The organism is Aquirhabdus sp. (assembly GCF_046462495.1).
Taxonomy (GTDB): domain Bacteria; phylum Pseudomonadota; class Gammaproteobacteria; order Pseudomonadales; family Moraxellaceae; genus Aquirhabdus.
Genome location: NZ_JBKGVE010000002.1, coordinates 180,943 through 198,249 on the forward strand (window position 1 = coordinate 180,943; position 17,307 = coordinate 198,249).

At 46.8% G+C, this 17,307-nt stretch carries 12 protein-coding genes and 2 tRNA genes; 7 read left to right on the forward strand and 7 right to left on the reverse strand.

Annotation, left to right across the window (positions count from 1 at the left end; genetic code table 11):
- Positions 1 to 27: 27 nt before the first annotated feature.
- The gene (uvrB, locus tag ACLHG7_RS01015; protein WP_410209226.1) at positions 28 to 2,145 is read right to left on the reverse strand and encodes an excinuclease ABC subunit UvrB; all 2,118 of its coding nucleotides are present in this window, start codon (positions 2,143 to 2,145) and stop codon (positions 28 to 30) included.
- A 404-nt stretch (positions 2,146 to 2,549) separates the two neighbouring features.
- Between uvrB and ACLHG7_RS01020 the strand changes: the two genes are divergently transcribed.
- Entirely contained in the window at positions 2,550 to 3,797 is a 1,248-nt protein-coding gene (locus ACLHG7_RS01020) for a pyridoxal phosphate-dependent aminotransferase (protein ID WP_410209351.1), read from the forward strand.
- 114 nt (positions 3,798 to 3,911) lie between these two features.
- On the opposite strand, the gene ACLHG7_RS01025 is transcribed toward ACLHG7_RS01020, so the two are convergent.
- The 3 genes from ACLHG7_RS01025 to ACLHG7_RS01035 all read right to left on the reverse strand — a co-directional run bounded on the left by ACLHG7_RS01025 (position 3,912) and on the right by ACLHG7_RS01035 (position 7,963).
- A complete protein-coding gene (locus tag ACLHG7_RS01025) occupies positions 3,912 to 5,960 on the reverse strand; it encodes a hypothetical protein (RefSeq protein ID WP_410209227.1) in 2,049 nt (682 codons plus the stop codon).
- 289 nt (positions 5,961 to 6,249) lie between these two features.
- Entirely contained in the window at positions 6,250 to 7,338 is a 1,089-nt protein-coding gene (locus ACLHG7_RS01030) for an oxygenase MpaB family protein (protein ID WP_410209228.1), read from the reverse strand.
- Positions 7,339 to 7,555: 217 nt separating this feature from the next.
- Entirely contained in the window at positions 7,556 to 7,963 is a 408-nt protein-coding gene (locus tag ACLHG7_RS01035; protein WP_410209229.1) for a DUF3224 domain-containing protein, read from the reverse strand.
- 179 nt (positions 7,964 to 8,142) lie between these two features.
- On the opposite strand from ACLHG7_RS01035, the gene ACLHG7_RS01040 reads away from it, so the two are divergent.
- Positions 8,143 to 10,143, forward strand: a complete 2,001-nt coding sequence (locus ACLHG7_RS01040; RefSeq protein ID WP_410209230.1) for an Ig-like domain-containing protein — start codon at positions 8,143 to 8,145, stop codon at positions 10,141 to 10,143.
- An 83-nt stretch (positions 10,144 to 10,226) separates the two neighbouring features.
- Here the strand turns inward: ACLHG7_RS01040 and ACLHG7_RS01045 are convergent.
- From ACLHG7_RS01045 to ACLHG7_RS01055, 3 genes are all read right to left on the reverse strand, one after another.
- Positions 10,227 to 10,302 (reverse strand) — tRNA-Asn (locus tag ACLHG7_RS01045).
- Positions 10,303 to 10,560: 258 nt separating this feature from the next.
- Positions 10,561 to 10,636 (reverse strand) — tRNA-Asn (locus ACLHG7_RS01050).
- A 232-nt stretch (positions 10,637 to 10,868) separates the two neighbouring features.
- Entirely contained in the window at positions 10,869 to 11,339 is a 471-nt protein-coding gene (locus ACLHG7_RS01055; protein WP_410209352.1) for a DUF1289 domain-containing protein, read from the reverse strand.
- Positions 11,340 to 11,581: 242 nt separating this feature from the next.
- Between ACLHG7_RS01055 and ACLHG7_RS01060 the strand changes: the two genes are divergently transcribed.
- The 5 genes from ACLHG7_RS01060 to fis all read left to right on the forward strand — a co-directional run bounded on the left by ACLHG7_RS01060 (position 11,582) and on the right by fis (position 17,181).
- Complete coding sequence (locus tag ACLHG7_RS01060; RefSeq protein ID WP_410209231.1) at positions 11,582 to 12,538, forward strand: rhodanese-related sulfurtransferase; 957 nt, start codon at positions 11,582 to 11,584, stop codon at positions 12,536 to 12,538.
- Between the two features lie 222 nt (positions 12,539 to 12,760).
- Complete coding sequence (locus ACLHG7_RS01065) at positions 12,761 to 13,963, forward strand: class I SAM-dependent rRNA methyltransferase (RefSeq protein WP_410209232.1); 1,203 nt, start codon at positions 12,761 to 12,763, stop codon at positions 13,961 to 13,963.
- Between the two features lie 66 nt (positions 13,964 to 14,029).
- Positions 14,030 to 14,965, forward strand: a complete 936-nt coding sequence (prmA, locus tag ACLHG7_RS01070; protein WP_410209233.1) for a 50S ribosomal protein L11 methyltransferase — start codon at positions 14,030 to 14,032, stop codon at positions 14,963 to 14,965.
- Between the two features lie 103 nt (positions 14,966 to 15,068).
- The gene (locus ACLHG7_RS01075; protein WP_410209234.1) at positions 15,069 to 16,664 is read left to right on the forward strand and encodes a DUF3426 domain-containing protein; all 1,596 of its coding nucleotides are present in this window, start codon (positions 15,069 to 15,071) and stop codon (positions 16,662 to 16,664) included.
- 247 nt (positions 16,665 to 16,911) lie between these two features.
- On the forward strand, positions 16,912 to 17,181 hold the full coding sequence (gene fis, locus ACLHG7_RS01080) for a DNA-binding transcriptional regulator Fis (RefSeq protein WP_114899101.1): 270 nt from the start codon (positions 16,912 to 16,914) through the stop codon (positions 17,179 to 17,181).
- Positions 17,182 to 17,307: the final 126 nt, after the last annotated feature.

A 17,307-nucleotide genomic window follows, 5' to 3' on the forward strand; every position in this document is an offset into this window, starting at 1 on the left:
ATGTAGCGACTGATGAGCCTGTCATTTTCATGATAACAACAACTGCGACTTGAGTTTCTTCACTTCGTCGCGCAATCTTGCCGCTTGTTCAAATTGAAGCTGTTTGGCTTTCTCATTCATCGCTTTTTCAAGCTGCTGAATATGCTTGGCGAGCAGCTTCGGATCACGCAGCAAGTGCTCATCAATATCACTTGGTGTCGGCTGTAGCACGCTCATATCATCCGGATCATAGACTGCTTCACCGACATTGATATCGCGTAAGGTCTGACGTATAGCGCTACGCGGCGTAATGCCATGCTCTAAGTTAAACGCGACTTGCTTTGCACGACGACGATCGGTCTCATCAATTGCACGCTGCATCGACGGCGTAATCCGGTCCGCATACAAGATGGCCTTACCATTCAAGTGACGCGCTGCCCGTCCAATGGTCTGAATCAAGGCTCGATCAGAACGCAAGAAGCCTTCTTTATCCGCATCCAAGATGGCAACCAAGGACACTTCAGGCATGTCTAAGCCTTCACGCAGCAAGTTAATGCCGACCAAGACATCATGGATCCCCATACGCAGATCATGGATGATCTTGGTTCGCTCCACGGTATCAATGTCGGAGTGCAGATATGCGACTTTCACCCCGTATTCTTTTAAGTAGGTGGTTAGGTCCTCTGCCATGCGTTTGGTGAGTGTGGTAATCAGTACCCGTTCATTCTTCTCTTTGCGCAGGGTAATTTCAGACAGCACATCATCCACTTGGGTTAAGACGGGACGAATCTCAATCTCAGGATCGATCAGGCCTGTTGGGCGCACCAACTGCTCAACAATCTGTTCACTTTTTTCCAGTTCATATAATGCGGGTGTTGCCGAGACATAAATCGTTGCGGGCGTAATACGCTCCCACTCTTCAAACTTGAGCGGGCGATTGTCTAGGGCACTGGGCAGACGAAAACCATAATTCACCAGTGTCTCTTTACGTGAGCGGTCACCTTTGTACATCGCACCAATCTGTGGCACCGACACATGCGACTCATCGATAAAGAACAAGGCATCTTCGGGTATGTAATCAAATAACGTTGGAGGCGCTTCGCCAGCGGGACGCCCCGACAAATGACGGGAATAGTTTTCAATCCCGTTGGTATAGCCCAACTGTTGAATCATTTCCAAGTCATAGCGTGTACGCTGCTCGATCCGCTGTGCTTCAAGGAGTTTGTCATTGGCGCGGAAGAACTCCAGACGCTCGTCCAGTTCAGTCTTAATCGTATGACGTGCATTCTCTAGCTTTTCACGCGGGGTCACATAGTGGCTCTTCGGATAGATCGTGATGCGATCCACTTTACGATTGGTTTTGCCCGTCAGTGGATCAAACCAGACGATCTTATCGACTTCATCATCAAACAATTCCACCCGTACCGCGAACTGATCCGACTCAGCAGGATAGATATCCAGTATCTCCCCCCGCACGCGATACGTCCCGCGCTCAAAATCAATCTCATTGCGGGTATATTGCATCTCGACTAAACGACGAATGATCGCAGCACGATCCACACGATCACCACGCACAATGTGCAGTAGCATCTTCAAGTAAGCTTCAGGATCACCCAAACCGTAAATTGCCGAGACAGACGCCACGATGATGGCATCGCGACGCTCAAGCAGTGAACGTGTGGCACTCAAACGCATTTGGTCGATATGATCATTGATGGCCGAGTCTTTCTCGATAAAGGTATCGGAGGAAGGCACATAAGCTTCAGGCTGATAATAATCGTAGTAGCTAACGAAATACTCCACCGCATTGTGCGGGAAGAATGCCTTAAACTCGCCATACAGCTGCGCGGCCAGCGTCTTGTTATGCGCCATGATGATGGTTGGACGCTGGGTCTGTGCGATCACATTTGCCATCGTGTAGGTTTTACCCGATCCGGTCACACCCAAGAGCAATTGGTTGCGCATACCTTGATTGACCCCGCGCACCAGTTTTTCGATCGCCTGTGGCTGATCGCCCGCAGGCTTAAAATCCGTCACCAGTTCAAAAGGCTGCCCAACCGCCTGAGTACCGGACAAGTTCGTGCCTGTTTTTTTCGCTTCAGCTTGAATCGTTTGCGCGACGCTTTTTAAGTCATCGGTGGAGCGGGCTTTTATGGGTTCGCGCATAGAAATTTCCTATTCATCAGTAGACGATTTAAACATGGACTCAAATCGTTCGCCATGCCCTTTAACTTAAAATTAATATTAAAACCGCATTAGGATCATGTTGAATACGATGGTAAAAATATGGAGTGACCGGTCAGTAATGACTTTAGTGTGTATGATGCCATCATTGAACTATATAGCATCAGGGTCCAATCACTCTATGTTGTGCCGACTCGACCTAAACTCAAGAGGCTTCTAACAGGGCACTCATCAACAAAAGTTCAAAAACATTCATAAATTCGCACCATAAAATAGCAACATTTAGGTAAAAATCAGCTAAAATTATCAGGTTTGCCGATTACCATTTTCATTCTGTTTGTTTTATCTCGTCCGTATAAGGAATCAAAGCCGTGTCCAGCAATGCCGTGCCAAGTCTAGAGGTCCGTCTATCAGACCGTGTCAACGCCATCAAACCTTCACCAACGCTCGCAGTCACCAATAAAGCCGCTGAATTAAAAGCCGCTGGTCGCGATATTATTGGTCTGGGTGCAGGTGAACCTGACTTTGATACGCCACAACATATTAAAGATGCTGCGATTGCTGCGATTAACAATGGCTTCACCAAATACACCGCTGTAGATGGTACACCGGGTCTTAAAAAAGCGATTATCGCCAAATTCAAACGTGACAATAACCTTGATTACGCGCCAAACCAAATTTTGGTGTCATCAGGTGGTAAACAGAGTTTCTTTAACCTTGCACTTGCATTCTTGAATGCAGGTGACGAAGTGATCATTCCTGCACCATTTTGGGTATCTTACCCAGACATGACCATCATCGCTGAAGGTGTACCGGTCATCGTTAAGTGTGGTGAAGAACAACGCTTCAAAATCACTGCTACACAACTAGAAGCTGCGATCACACCGAAGACTCGCCTACTGGTCCTGAACAGCCCATCAAACCCAACGGGTATGGTCTACACCAAACAAGAGTTGACCGAACTGGCTGAAGTGCTACGTCGTCATCCGCAAGTCTATGTTGCTTCTGATGACATGTACGAGCCAATCATCTGGACTACAGAGCCTTTCCACAACATTTTGAACGTTGCACCTGACCTTTACGACCGTACTTTTGTATTAAACGGTGTGTCTAAAGCCTATGCAATGACTGGCTGGCGTATTGGCTATGCAGCGGGTCCTGCAAAAATCATCAATGCGATGAAGAATGTGCAATCACAATCGACCAGTAACCCAGCCTCAATCAGCCAAGCTGCTGCTGAAGCTGCGCTGAACGGTCCACAAGACGTGCTCAAGCCAATGATTGAAGCCTTCAAACGTCGTCATGACTTGGTGGTTGCTGGCTTGAATGAAATCCACGGCATCACTTGCTTGCCTGCTGATGGCGCGTTCTACGCCTACGCCAGCGTACGCCCACTGATCCGTGCACTTGGCTTGAAATCTTGCACCGAATTCTCTGAGTGGTTGCTTGAGAAGACGGGTGTAGCGGTTGTACCGGGTGATGCATTTGGTCTGGGTGGCTACATGCGCATTTCCTACGCCACTGCGGATGCGACCTTGGTCGAAGCACTGCGTCGTATCAAAGATGCTGCGGATAGCATTGGTGCCGATAAAATTGATGCTGCGATTGCATCGATTGCCGCTGAAAAGAAATAATCTGGAAAGCATATTGAAGCGGGTCACCGCTTGAATAGTAAGAAAGGGCATGGATTCGTTTCCATGCCCTTTTTTTATTTTAGTCTTCACCGCACGCCTAGCGATAAATACCTTTTATTTCTTACTCACCCAAACTCGTGCTTTCTCAAAGATCACAGGTGCGGTACCAGCGGTCGAGAGATAGTCGTAATACGGCAGACTCTTACCCAATTTCAATAAAAATGGTGGATGCTCTCCCAATTTGCCGCCAGCCGTGATATTCACCAGTGTCGTTTTATTGCTCGTCGGCTTAAGTGTGATCCGACCTTGGACAAACTCAATATCGCCACCTGTACTATAAAGCCGCGTCGCCAGTTCTGATTCCGCTTTATAGATCAGATTTAAATGCATCGGGATCGACAAGATGCCCAGTCCCAATGCGATTTTGACATCGTTCTGCGTACTACCGTCTGGCTGTGGGGTACTGGTGACTTTGCGCACTTGACGATAGATCTCTGGAAAATTCTTTGGTGTGGCAAACGCCTCTTTCATCTGATCCAGCGATGCAGGCATATGGTAGAACGAACTGACAAAGTAGAGCTTTTCTGGACGAGCAGCTGTAGCAAGCCAGACTGGGCGATGGCTAAACTGCACGGTACCGCCCTGCTGGATTAGCTTATAGAGCGTCGCTTCTTGGCTACTGGTCAATGTCATCGTTGGCACGATGTTACTGAGCGGTAATGGAGCCTGCTGAGTATCTGGATTAAAGCGCTGGCGTAAAGACTCCAATACGAAGCCCTCAATGCCACTGGGTATGGCTTGTTTGATTTCAGGCATGGCGCTCAGCACGGTGCTGACCAAAAAACCCACGGGATGATCAAGGTCGCCCCATTGAGTCAAGGTCACTAAGGTCTTGCCATTTTTCAAGGGAAACCATTCAAACCTACCCGTTCCATACTGAATGGGAGACTTCAAGATTAACGTCGAAATACTGTTGTTCTTACGCTCATGCTGAATCAGCACATCTTCGTCAAAGGTTAGGAATGGAAAAGGAATTTTGATCAGCAAGTGATATTTGACGAGGCTTTTGACACTGCCATTGGGATCATTGACATCCCCTTCTTGCGCTTGAACCGTTGATTCAGTCATCTTGGGGAAGAGCTTTTGATAGCCGCTAAAGTCTGAAAGCGCCTTTGCCACTTGATCGGTGCTCGCTGAAACAACGATTGCACCTGTGTAATACTGAACGTTTGCGTAGCTTTTTGGCCCTCGGGTATAGGGCAAGGTGACGGTCTTGCGTGCTTGCGGATAAAAGAATAACGACTGCCCTGCCATATCGGCTACGGCGTCAGGATTACCATCGAAAGGTTGGAGTGCTGAGGGTGTGGGATCGCTCCAAGCCACGAACTTGAGAGGTTCGGCATGTGCTGACGTCAGCAAAACGGATGCAAGCCCTAAGCTGAGTAATGTCGGAGAGATGCGCCTCAAAACACTTAGTTTTGAGTGATATGGCGCTGCTCGCTTGCGATGAGAACATGCGTGTAGCGCACTATCAGGCGAAGCATCATGAGAATCAGGGATTAGAGAATCAAGAATCAGGTTATAGGGATCAGGAATCAGGTTAAGGGAATCAGGAATCAGAGAATCAGCAGGGTCAGTCTGGGGCAAAACTGAGGCATGTCCGAGATTAGCCCGAGACAAGACTGGGGCATGACTGAGGTTATCCTCTGTCATATCCAAACGGCCTTTCAGATCCATGTGACCCATATCCATAGCACTATCCTTGTCTTTGCTCATCGGCATAATAGCACCAGTACGAGCATCATCTACTACACTAAGACCAACATCCTCATCTTGAGAGACGGGTTTAGGAATCACCGACAAGGCTTCCTTGTGATGTGGGTTTTGATGTTTGCTAAAGTTCACGACATGGATATATCTCACCCCCGCCACCGTATAGCGCTGGATAAAACCCGCAGTCGCTAAATCGCCAAGCAAGGCATCGACATCCAACTGATCGGCAGGAAACAGCGACATCTTGATCCGCTTAGGGCGATCTTCAAGATAACCCTCGCAATCCGCCAATGTCCATAACCCAATAAACAGCAACCGCGCCGCAAAGCACAGCTCAACCAACTCATCATTCATAAAGAACGATGGTTTTATATTTCTGGCTCTCGCCATGTTTGCCCCCCTAACAGTCCACCTGCCAATGATCCGCCTTATGTTTCGGTCGCTTAGTTTCTACAAATGCTTTTGCAAACTGATCATTATAGCATAAAAGTTTCCAAAAATATATATATTGTTTACTTTAAGAAACTTTTATATACCGCTAAAATTGATGGGAAGTCGCCTCATGCAAAGAGGATTGATGATCGTGTCAGCGCGAGATGGGAAGCATAGCGCAGCACAAAGCGACTCATGGTGTCAGGCAAAACACGAGTCGCTGGCGACATGACGCGGCACGATGATCCTAAGCCTGCTTAAGCTTAACTTGGGAAAGTGGGATCGCCTCAGACTGTGGGTAGACAATCGTATTGGCTTTTTCTGTACTCATTTTAAGACCCTGATATTGCTCGGCAGGCATGGGGGTCTCGTAGCGTTTAAAAGCATTTGCAGGGACCAGCACTACTGGGTTCTGTACAGGCGTATTCAGCAGCACATGCCGCACAATCGGTGCCGTCGCTGGGGATATCCAGCCGAGCAGCATGAGCTGAAACTTCTTGCTGGTCAGCAGCGCGATACTACGGAACACCAATCGCCCAACCCCACGCACAACGAGTGAGCCGAAGGAGGAAAGTCGCAGATTGGCAAGATTACGCTGCCATCTTGGCATGGTCGCCAAAGTCGCCAGCTGTATCATCTTGGCGACAAACCAAGCGCCGAGAAACAGGAAGCGCGGCAGCGGCGGAAACATAATCTCTGCATTCATTAAGTGCCCCATGACCTGCTGCGTCGCTTCTGAAGCAGCTAGACGAGGACGCATCTGCTCGAAATACTGACGCACGCCTTCACGTGTCCGAGGTACAGTCGCCGGGTCACAGGTTTGTAATTCAGCACCGATAGCACACTCCGCCCAATAGCGATTCTCATCCTCTTCAGACAGCTTGCCCGGACCATACACCTCATAGGCATACAGGATCGAATGCCATGCGGTCATGTGAATCCACAGTTGAGAGGCAGGATTATTGGGGTCGTAATGTAGCCCAGAGACTGGATCAACACCCACAACGCGCGCATGAATACGCACCAGCACATCCGCCGCCTTCACCGCAGTACGACTATCGCCAAAAGCGACAATGGCAAAATAGCGCAGCGTATTGTCATAGCGGTTCCGCGCTCGCGTTAAGATCTTTTGAGTCGTATGCACCGCAGCCAGCAGAAAAGGATCAAGCTCTTCAATAACCACAGCACGCTGGAAGCCTATAGTCAGGGAGGTCGGATAACTCCACACCCGCCAAGTGATTGAGTCTGGGCCAAAGAAGCCATAGTCCTCGGGCTGAGTTGATTCAGGACTCTTTGCCTCTGCCTGTGGGGTCACAATGGGTACGCTGGCGGTCATGGTATGCTTCCTTACTCTGGGTCGATTGCGACCCTGATGGTTTTTGTTTGTTTTATGCGGATCGCCTAATGGCGCGCGGCTCCGTAGAAGTCCGAAGTATAGGCGTGAGATTAAGGGCTTACATTTACCATGGTTAAAAAATGATTTGGCAGATAAGTCAATGCTGAGGATGGGATCGATTCAATCCGTCGATTCCAATGGATGAAACCAATTCAATTTAAATGTTATCTGGCAAAGTATAATCAAACTGATAAAAATGCTGACCGTCGGTAATGGTTATAGTCATCCGACCCGCAAGTCCGATCAGACTCCCCGTTCCTGAGTCTGGGACCACTGTAATGGATTGCTCGGGTACACCGCGCGTCATCGTCGAGCTATGTTGTAAAACAAAACTTCCGTCATGACCCTGTATCGAGCCAGTCACCGTCTCCATCGCGACATAGCCAGCTGATCCTTGAACACTCGTGCGGAAGGCCAGCATTTCGCCCTGACTGGTAGCTTTCAAATCTCCATGAAACGTCTTGTCCAGTGACATCCGCCCTAGGCCTGTGCCGTCAGCAATACTGCTGATCGGCTCAGGGCTCAGTTTGACTTCAAAAGGTCCAGAAGCTTGTTTATCGGTCATTTGGTAATCCTTTACGTGAATGATGAATTGAAGTTGGAGTAGATCATTTATTTTGCAATAAAACAAAAACAAATGTATCAAAAAATGTCCAATTGGTATGAATGTGCTTCTGACTAAGTTTTAATCGAATGGAAGCTACACATTAAAATAATTAAATAGCACAAATTAGGAAAGAGGCGATGATCACATTATCTAGAATTCATCCAAAATCGTTTTCCCGCCATTTATTCTTTTTTATGGGATTATTATTTCTAACCTTATTTCTCAGTGCATGCGGTGATTCCTCGTCCAGTGAACCACCTCCACCGACTCCCCCCATAGTCACTCCACCTGCTGTTTTAAAAAATATCATCGTTACGCCCGTATCCACGAATATCGCACAAGGTTTAACGCAGACTTTTACAGCTGTAGGACTGTATAGCGATGGAAGCTCTAGTGCTATTACTAATGTCAATTGGAGCACCTCTGCAAGTAATTTGGCAACGATTGATGCCAATGGCCTACTCACTGCCAAATCAGCAGGTACGCTGACAGTGACTGCGACTCAAGGCAACATTAGTGCCTCTGCCCCCCTAACAATTTCGGCAGCAGCATTAAAAGTGGTGAGCATCACAGCTCCACTGATAACCATACCCAAAGGATTAAAAGAAAAGCTATCCGCTACGGGTTTGTTCACGGATGAATCGACGCAAAATCTCAATAACATCATCTGGTCGTCTTCAGACTCGACAGTAGCCACGGTAGATCCTACAGGTCAGTTTTTTGCAAAAGGCACAGGCACAGTCACTATTTATGCCAGTCTCAATGGCATGACCAGCTCAGTGACCATCACTGTGTCCGCAGCCGTATTACAATCCTTAAAGCTACAGCCACCAAGCACTTCTGTGGCTGCTGGCTTAACCCAGCAATTTACTGTTAGTGGCATCTATAGCGACGGGACCACTCTAAATCTGTCCAATCTGACTTGGAGCTCATCTAATACTGCCATTGCAACAGTCAATACGTCAGGTCTAGTAACGACAAAAATACCAGGGACTTCGACGATCTCCGCTTCGATCAATGGAATCACTGGATCGGCTCCTCTAACCGTGACCGCAGCCGTTTTAAAGTCGATCACCCTATCACCTGCTACAAACATTCCTGCGGGCCTAACCTTGCAACTCACCGCGACCGGACATTATTCTGACGGCACCACACAAACCTTAAACAATGCACAATGGACTTCGTCGAATACAAGTGGTGCCATTGTCAGCTCTACTGGTTTAGTGACCGGTCTTAAAGTTTCAACCGAGACCATTAGCGTGGCACTAAATGGCATACAAGCCAGTGTTAAGATTGATATCCTTGCTGCAATACCAGTTTCATTGCAAATCCTAGGTCCTGATCAAACCTATTTAGGTCTAACCCGAGCCTATACCTTACAAGCAAAGATGTCTGATGGCACAACACTCTCTAACATTAACGTCCAAACGGCTACTTGGAGCTCTTCAAACTCCGCCATTGCGGTGTACACGGGTTCAGGGCAATTTAAATCAGTAGCAGTGGGCCCTTTTACTATATCGGTGACCTACCACACTGTGAATAGTTCTAAAGTAGTCACAGTGAACCCTGCTTCTTTAACAGAACTTGATGTTAATTTGAATGATGTAAATGGAGGTACATCATTAAATCCGAATGGTAGTTTTGGTGGTGTAACGAGTGGCTTACTCGTAGCAAAAGCAACCTTAACCAATGGTACTAGTAGCGTGGTCACATTAGATAATCTGACAATATCTGATCCAAGCGTGATATCCATCGATACGTCAGGTCACTATCAAGTATTAAAGCAATCTGGTTCTGCCTTGATCACGGGTGAATATCATGGACTTAAGCGGACTGTAGCTCTGGACGCATCGTCCTTGACGTATTCCTATATTCAGGGTCCACAAACATTAGCCGTTGCTCAGCGAGGCTACTACTCTTCGATTACGTCATATTTAGGTGGAGATGTATATGGGTATCGTTACGGAAATTATGAGCCTAACAGTACCCAAATGAGTAACCCGATTATGAGTTTTCATTCAAGTGGTCAGCTAAACACAGAAGGCACCGCACTAAGCATAGGTACAACAACGGCAGTTGCGAATTCAATCATTAATTCATCAATCACATGGTACGAATATTTCACAGTTATTCCTTAATATCGTTTAACCGCGAACTACAGACAACAAAAACCCCTGAAGCTTAAAGCTAAAGGGGTTCTGTTTTACGGCGAAGCAAAATATGGCTCCCTGACCTGGGCTCGAACCAGGGACACATGGATTAACAGTCCATTGCTCTACCGACTGAGCTATCAGGGATCGGTACGTTTGGGTGCATTATACAAGGTAATGAACCTATATTTGACAAGCATTTAGCTGAATGTTCATTTTTTCTCCCACCGCATTAAAACGACTTGGCGACGCAGTGACTTTCCAGCTTATTGCGACGAGTTCAATAACTCTCGCAAAACTCAAGAAGGTATTGAGGAAAAACGACATACACAAATACTTATGACTTACCCAATAAAAAAGCCCTTACAGAATATGTAAGGGCTTGATTATTTTAGAGCATTTATATGGCTCCCTGACCTGGGCTCGAACCAGGGACACATGGATTAACAGTCCATTGCTCTACCGACTGAGCTATCAGGGAATGTTTCGTTTCGGTAGGCGGCATTTTAGGGATATGAACCTACTCGGTCAAGCAGTTTTTAATATTAAATCGTTCGACCGTATACTTTGTCGCCAATACCGTTGCTTTTGGGTCGATTACGCGATGATTTGTATATATTTGATACAGTTACGTACACCAACCGATCATTCCAACATGATCTCTGAATGAAAAATTTAATCTCAACTCAGCTTAAAAACAAAACTACTGCGTTTTAAACACCGAAATTGGCCGCGCGTAACCACGCAAATTCAAAATTGGCGACCGCCAAAGTATACAAACGACTATCGACCTGCTGCCAAATTGCATCGAATTGCTCGGTGGCAATATTTAAACCGGACTGCGGCAACAGTTCACGATTTCGCTGACATGCGCGCAACGCTTCATAGACATGACGCCCTGCTGAACCGCTGGGCAGCAGGCGGACTTGTCTGGATGCAAGGAACTCATCAACCTGTATCAAATTAGCATCGGGAATCAGCGGTAATACAATACGATCCAATTGCTCATCCAAACGCTGCCAGATGAGGAGCTTTTGCTCTCCCGTGTAGCGATTCCACTCGATTACCTCGTAGCTAAAACGACGACACCCCCGGCAAACATGATCACCAAACACAGTGGAGCACTTCCCTGCACATGGCGTCAGAGAGTCGTGAAGTTGTACACCTTTAATCGAATCGTTCAAACCGCTCAAAACACCCACCTTAAATTGATCATCAAAACTACTCAAGACAACAAAACCACCCACAATCACGCTTTAAAAGTGCCAAATATGATCCAGATCAAGATTAAACACCATCTATTCATCAATGCGTGCATTTCAACCATTATCAAACGCCGCATAAAGGATTAGAATAGCGCACCACGAATTCAAGTATATGTGCGCTTGGCGAAAATCCAAGCGTTTCACGAAGAGCCTTTTGCCCCATGAACGAATCTGTACATTTACACAGCCCATCAGACGCTACGATTGACGACAAGATTGAGCATGGTGAAACCAGCGCATCCGAAAAAGATTGGGTGATCGCTGCATTATACCAGTTTCACCCTGTCTCCTTCCCTGCTGATTTGCGTAATCGCTTAGATGAACTCAGCACGCACTTGCAATTGCGTGGGACGCTGATCGTCGCCAGTGAAGGGATCAATGGCACGGTTGCTGGCAGTCGTGCTGCGATAGATGAGTTACACCAAGTGCTGATCAATGAAGGCTTTGATCGCATGGAATATAAAGAATCCTTCAGTCGTGAAAAACCCTTTAAACGCATGAAGGTCAAGTTTAAAGAAGAAATCGTCACGCTAGGTGTGGATGTTGAGCCCCTTGCACAAGTCGGACACTATCTGGAACCTGAAGCATGGCATGACTTTATCCAGCAAGAAGACGTGCTGGTAATCGATACCCGTAACCGCTATGAATATGCAGCGGGCACGTTTAAAAATGCCATTGATCCCAATACCGAGACCTTTCGAGAGTTCCCTGCTTTTGTGGATGAGCAACTTGCCGATGCAAAGCACAAGAAGATTGCGATGTTCTGTACGGGCGGAATTCGCTGTGAAAAATCAACGAGCCTGCTCTTACAGCAAGGCTTCGAAGAGGTTTATCACCTTAAAGGCGGTATTCTGAATTACCTCAATACCATTCCAGAAGAAGAAAGCCTCTGGAAAGGCGAATGCTTTGTATTTGATGGACGTGTTGGTGTGGGTCATGGTGTCGAAGAAGGCGAAAGCGCGATGTGCTTTGGCTGTGGCTGGCCGCTAAAACGCCATGAGCTGCAATCGGTTAAATTTGAGCGCGGCGTCAGTTGCCCACACTGCTTTGACCAAACCAGCGAGGCACAAAAAGCACGCTATCGGATGCGCCAGAAGCAAATGGACGGCGATATTTAATCAGCGCTCGTTTTTAAGAGAAGGATTAAGGCAGAACCTTTGGCACTGCCTGATCTCATATAACGCATCACTTTTATAATCAGAACAACCCGATTAAAGAAGCTGTTTTGCACCCCAATTTCAACATTGAATTTTAAGCCGCACAGTGAGCACTTAAATAGCACTGCACTCTACGGCACTTTTAGAACATGCTAGGCAACTAGTACATTTAGGATATACACAATGACCACGCCACGCCTCCGCATCAAGAAACGCGATCAACAACGCCTGCGCGACGGTCATCTTTGGGTTTATTCCAATGAAATCGATACGGATGCCACCCCGTTGAAGACCATTAAATCTACGTTAGTTCACTTGGAAGATTATCGTGGTCACTTTTTGGCAACTGCTAGCTTTAACAGTCAAGCACTGATTTGCGCACGAATCCTGGATACTGCTGAGCGTGATGAGTTAGATGTTGCATTCTTTGAAGCCCGGTTAAAAACAGCGCTGGGTTTAAGACAAATCACCTTCAAACAAGATTTCTATCGTCTTGTATTTGGTGAAGGTGACCTGCTACCGGGTCTGGTCGTTGATCGTTTTGCGCAGACTTTCGTGATCCAAATCGGTACGCAAGCGATTGAGCAAGCCAAGGCCTCACTCATTACAGCATTACAAAACGTCTTCGGCGCTGACAGCATCATCGTATTTAAAAACGATGGCAAAGGTCGTCAGATGGAACAGCTTGATGAATACGTCGAGACGGTTCCTAGCGATGCCAAGATCGAAGCGTTAGATGTGATTGAGAATGGTGTGACCTTTAAAGCCCCTTTAGATGGTCAGAAAACAGGTTGGTTCTATGACCATCGCGATGGACGCCAGTGGTTAAATGGCTGTGCCGCTGGTCGTACTGTGCTTGATGTGTTTAGCTATATCGGTGGTTGGGGTATTCAAGCGGCGGCTCATGGTGCGTCGCAAGTGACCTGTGTTGATAGCTCGGAGAAAGCCGGTGAAGCCGTACTTGCCAATGCTGTGTTGAACCAGTTATCTCAAGTCAAGTTTATTGAATCCGATGCATTTGAATATCTCAAGAAACCCGTCACGGATACCTTTGATCTCGTGGTTCTCGATCCACCCGCACTCATTCAAAAACGCCGCGACTTCGAACAAGGTCGTCAAGCGTACTTCTTGCTGAATGAGGGTGCAATTCAGCGTGTGAGTGAAGGTGGGCTGCTTGTTTCAGCGTCATGTTCACTCCACTTACTGCGTGATGAATTGATCCGTATCGTGCAGCAAGTCGCACGTCGTCAGAACAAACATGTACAGTTGGTACATGAAGCTCACCCTGCAGCGGACCATCCACGCTTACTCAGCATGACCGAATCTGACTATTTAAAATGTCTCGTCTTTCGTGTGACCAGCCTACCTGAAGGCGCTACACACTAATTTAGTGATGATTTTACTGATCATTCAAATTTAATGACATGGCAAACAGGCCATGAGGAAAACAATATGCGCTGGTTACAAATACGTTTTGAAGTTACCAAAGATGAAGTCCAATTGGTTGAGACTTTGCTGGAATCACTGGGCGCGGTCAGCGTCATTTTAGATGATGCAGCAGACCAACCGTTACTTGAGCCACTGCCCGGTGAAACACCAATTTGGGATCAAGTGATTGTGACCGGCTTATTTAATGAGGTCGTCGACTCTCTGCATATCGACCTAGAGCACACGCATTCTGAACCAACAGACCCAGAACAAATCATTGCATTTGTGCAAGCTCAAGCACCGACCGTGCGTGCCTTCTATGAATATCTGGAAGAACAAGTATGGGAGCGATCATGGATGGATCATTATGAACCGATCCAATGTGGTGAGAACTTCTGGATCGTGCCTGAATGGCTCACCCCACCGGATCCTAATGCTGTGAACTTGATCCTTGATCCGGGTCTAGCATTTGGGACGGGGAACCATGCCAGTACCTTCCTTTGTCTTCAGTGGTTAGGTAAAACTGACCTGAAAGATAAAGTCGTGATCGACTATGGTTGTGGATCGGGCATCTTGGGCGTAGCTGCACTTTTGCTCGGCGCAAAACAGGTTTATGCGACTGACATTGACCCACAAGCTCTGCTTGCAACCCGCCAAAATGCTGCGATTAACGGTACTGAGTCTCACATTTGGGTCGGTCTTCCAGAAGAACTGAACAAACAGTTTCCAAACCTGCAAAGTGATGTTATCGTCGCTAATATTCTAGCTAAACCGCTCATGGAACTCGCGCCAGTTTTTGCGGAATACAGCTTGCCCAATGGAAAAATCGCCCTTGCGGGATTGATTGAGGAGCAAGTTGAGGGGATCCGCGAAGCCTATGCGCCTTGGTTCGATTTAAATGAGCAAGAGTTTAGAGAAGAGAATTGGTGCCGATTATCGGGTCATAGAATTAACAAATAATCATCATAGGGGTGATGGTTTTCGACAGTTAATTTGATCATGGATTGAGCACGAATTCTAGTTTGCTTTTATGGGATAAAATCAAAATTAGGAAGACCGGCTCGTGAACACTACTCAAAAAACCAGATGCCCTTATTGCTCCAGCATGTTTGCTGTGAGCGACGCACAGCTTTCGATCCGCAATGGATATACCCGTTGCGGTAAATGCTTTCAAGTCTTCAAAGCCGATGATCATCTGATTATCGATCAAGCCTCAAAAGTAGAACAACCAACAGTTGCATCCACTCCTGTAGCAGCTTTCGTCGCAGAACAAGAAAATCTCGCGACACAGCAAATCACAGCAGAATCCCCAATTGAACACGCGCAAGAAGCTAAAATTGCATTAGAAGAAACACCCTCTGCTCTAGTGACACCCATCGCTGAACCAGTCACTGCAGAAACAGTTGCTGCAGAACATATAGAAACAACGCCTTCGTTTGAAACCGTTGAAATGGATAGTGAACCATTATCTATCACTGCAGAATTCTTGTCAGAAGATGCTCAAACCGTAGAGTTCGCACCGGCCGAGTCTTTTGAAGAAAAATCATCTATCGTAGAAAATACTTCTGAGCCTCTCTCTTTTGCAGCTCCCGAAGTACCTGAAGAGGTGGTTCACACTGAGCGCGTGAGTCATGAGTCGCTCATCACTGATCATGCCCCTGAAACCATCACGCCCTCAATCAAGACGCCTGCTGTTGCTGCATCTGAAATTGCTACAACCGTACCAGTGACGGAGATCGCACCTATAACGGAAGCGATCGCACCGAACATGTCACATACTTTTGAGCAAGAGTTTAATGATCTGTGGCTAAGTGCAACCAACTCGGCTCCAGAGGTTGATACCAGTCATGCACTGCGTGAAGCGCTGACCCCAGAGTCGTTGATCATTCACGATTCAGCGATCGAGCATGACTCCGATCACATGCATATCGCTAAAGATTCAGTTTTACACTTAGGCAGTGTCGCCTTGGCAAGTGGACCAAACTCCGTCATTCATGATGATGATCTGGTCAGTTATTTAAATAAAAATAGCGTGCCTTCTTCTCCGACTGTCAATCGCCGCGAATACGCAGCTCCAGAGATCAACATCCTCTCTTCCAAGCAAAAGAAGAAGCAGGCGTTGACGACTAAACCGGGCAATCGCGTGATGGAACGCTTAAATCAGCCAAAGTTCCGTTTTAAAGTCAATTTTCCGGCTTTTTTCGGCAGTGCAATCCTGTCATTGTTGTTGTTAGCATTACTGGCCGCACAGTATATTTATTTCAACTTTGATCGTTTAGCCGCAGACCCAAAATACTACCCGACCATGCATCAGGTTTGTGCAAGCATTGGATGCGATGTTCCTCTCGTGGATGTCAGTAAAATTAAAATGAGCCAAGTTCTGGCTCGTCACTTCCCAGACTCTCCTAAAGAGGCGACTCGTTTCACTGCTCAGATGACGAATAATGCTGATGAAAGTCAGCCTTACCCTGCTCTACAACTACTCGTCTTAAAAGATGGAAAAATACAATCAGGTCGTATTTTGAAACCTTCAGAATACTTACCAAATGGTTATACTGCCTTAGCAAAACTTCCAGCCCATACACCGACTACCGTGCAATTCGTACTGAAAATTCCTCGGGAAAACATTGCCGTGTTTGCGCTCGATCCGATCCGCTAGACGTCTGTATATACACTGGAATTCTGCGCATCTGAAATATTGTTGTAGATATACGAATTATTCAGCAATATTTTTGCATAAAAAAGCATCAAGCCTGCTGCATTAGTCAGCAGGGGATGTTATGATATCCGACCGCGCAGTGCGTGGTTCTTTTCAATTTTTTAGTGTTCTGCGGTGCCTATGCACTCACTGCGATGACTTCCCCCATCTTGCAGTATGAATATGATTTCGCTTCGGATTTTTACCCATGAATATCAAGTCACCTGATTTTAACAACCCTACCGATGTCGCACTACGCCTTCATGTTGAGCGCGCTGTTCGTCATTACTTTAAACAACTTGATGGCGCAGAACCTGTACAAGTGTACGACTTGGTTCTCGCTGAAATTGAAAAACCACTTTTATCTGTTGTACTTGAACAAACTCGTGGCAACCAAACCCGCGCGTCAGAAATCCTCGGATTGAACCGCGGCACGCTTCGCAAAAAACTTAAAGCACATGGCTTAATGAGCGAGTAAGCGTTAAAATATCTATAAGTACGGTAAGGGCTGGTTTTCCAGCCCTTATTGTTTATGTTGTCTGCGTTTGCACTGGATCAAACCGCGATGTGTCAAGTGTTCGATCGTTTAATTTTAATTTTCGCT

Bases quoted from the DNA above. Each gene is read 5' to 3' on its own strand.
- uvrB (WP_410209226.1), bottom strand. From the start codon at position 2,145: ATGCGCGAACCCATAAAAGCCCGCTCCACCGATGACTTAAAAAGCGTC.
- ACLHG7_RS01025 (WP_410209227.1), bottom strand. From the start codon at position 5,960: ATGGCGAGAGCCAGAAATATAAAACCATCGTTCTTTATGAATGATGAG.
- ACLHG7_RS01030 (WP_410209228.1), bottom strand. From the start codon at position 7,338: ATGACCGCCAGCGTACCCATTGTGACCCCACAGGCAGAGGCAAAGAGT.
- ACLHG7_RS01035 (WP_410209229.1), bottom strand. From the start codon at position 7,963: ATGACCGATAAACAAGCTTCTGGACCTTTTGAAGTCAAACTGAGCCCT.
- ACLHG7_RS01040 (WP_410209230.1), top strand. From the start codon at position 8,143: ATGATCACATTATCTAGAATTCATCCAAAATCGTTTTCCCGCCATTTA.
- ACLHG7_RS01060 (WP_410209231.1), top strand. From the start codon at position 11,582: ATGAACGAATCTGTACATTTACACAGCCCATCAGACGCTACGATTGAC.
- ACLHG7_RS01065 (WP_410209232.1), top strand. From the start codon at position 12,761: ATGACCACGCCACGCCTCCGCATCAAGAAACGCGATCAACAACGCCTG.
- prmA (WP_410209233.1), top strand. From the start codon at position 14,030: ATGCGCTGGTTACAAATACGTTTTGAAGTTACCAAAGATGAAGTCCAA.
- fis (WP_114899101.1), top strand. From the start codon at position 16,912: ATGAATATCAAGTCACCTGATTTTAACAACCCTACCGATGTCGCACTA.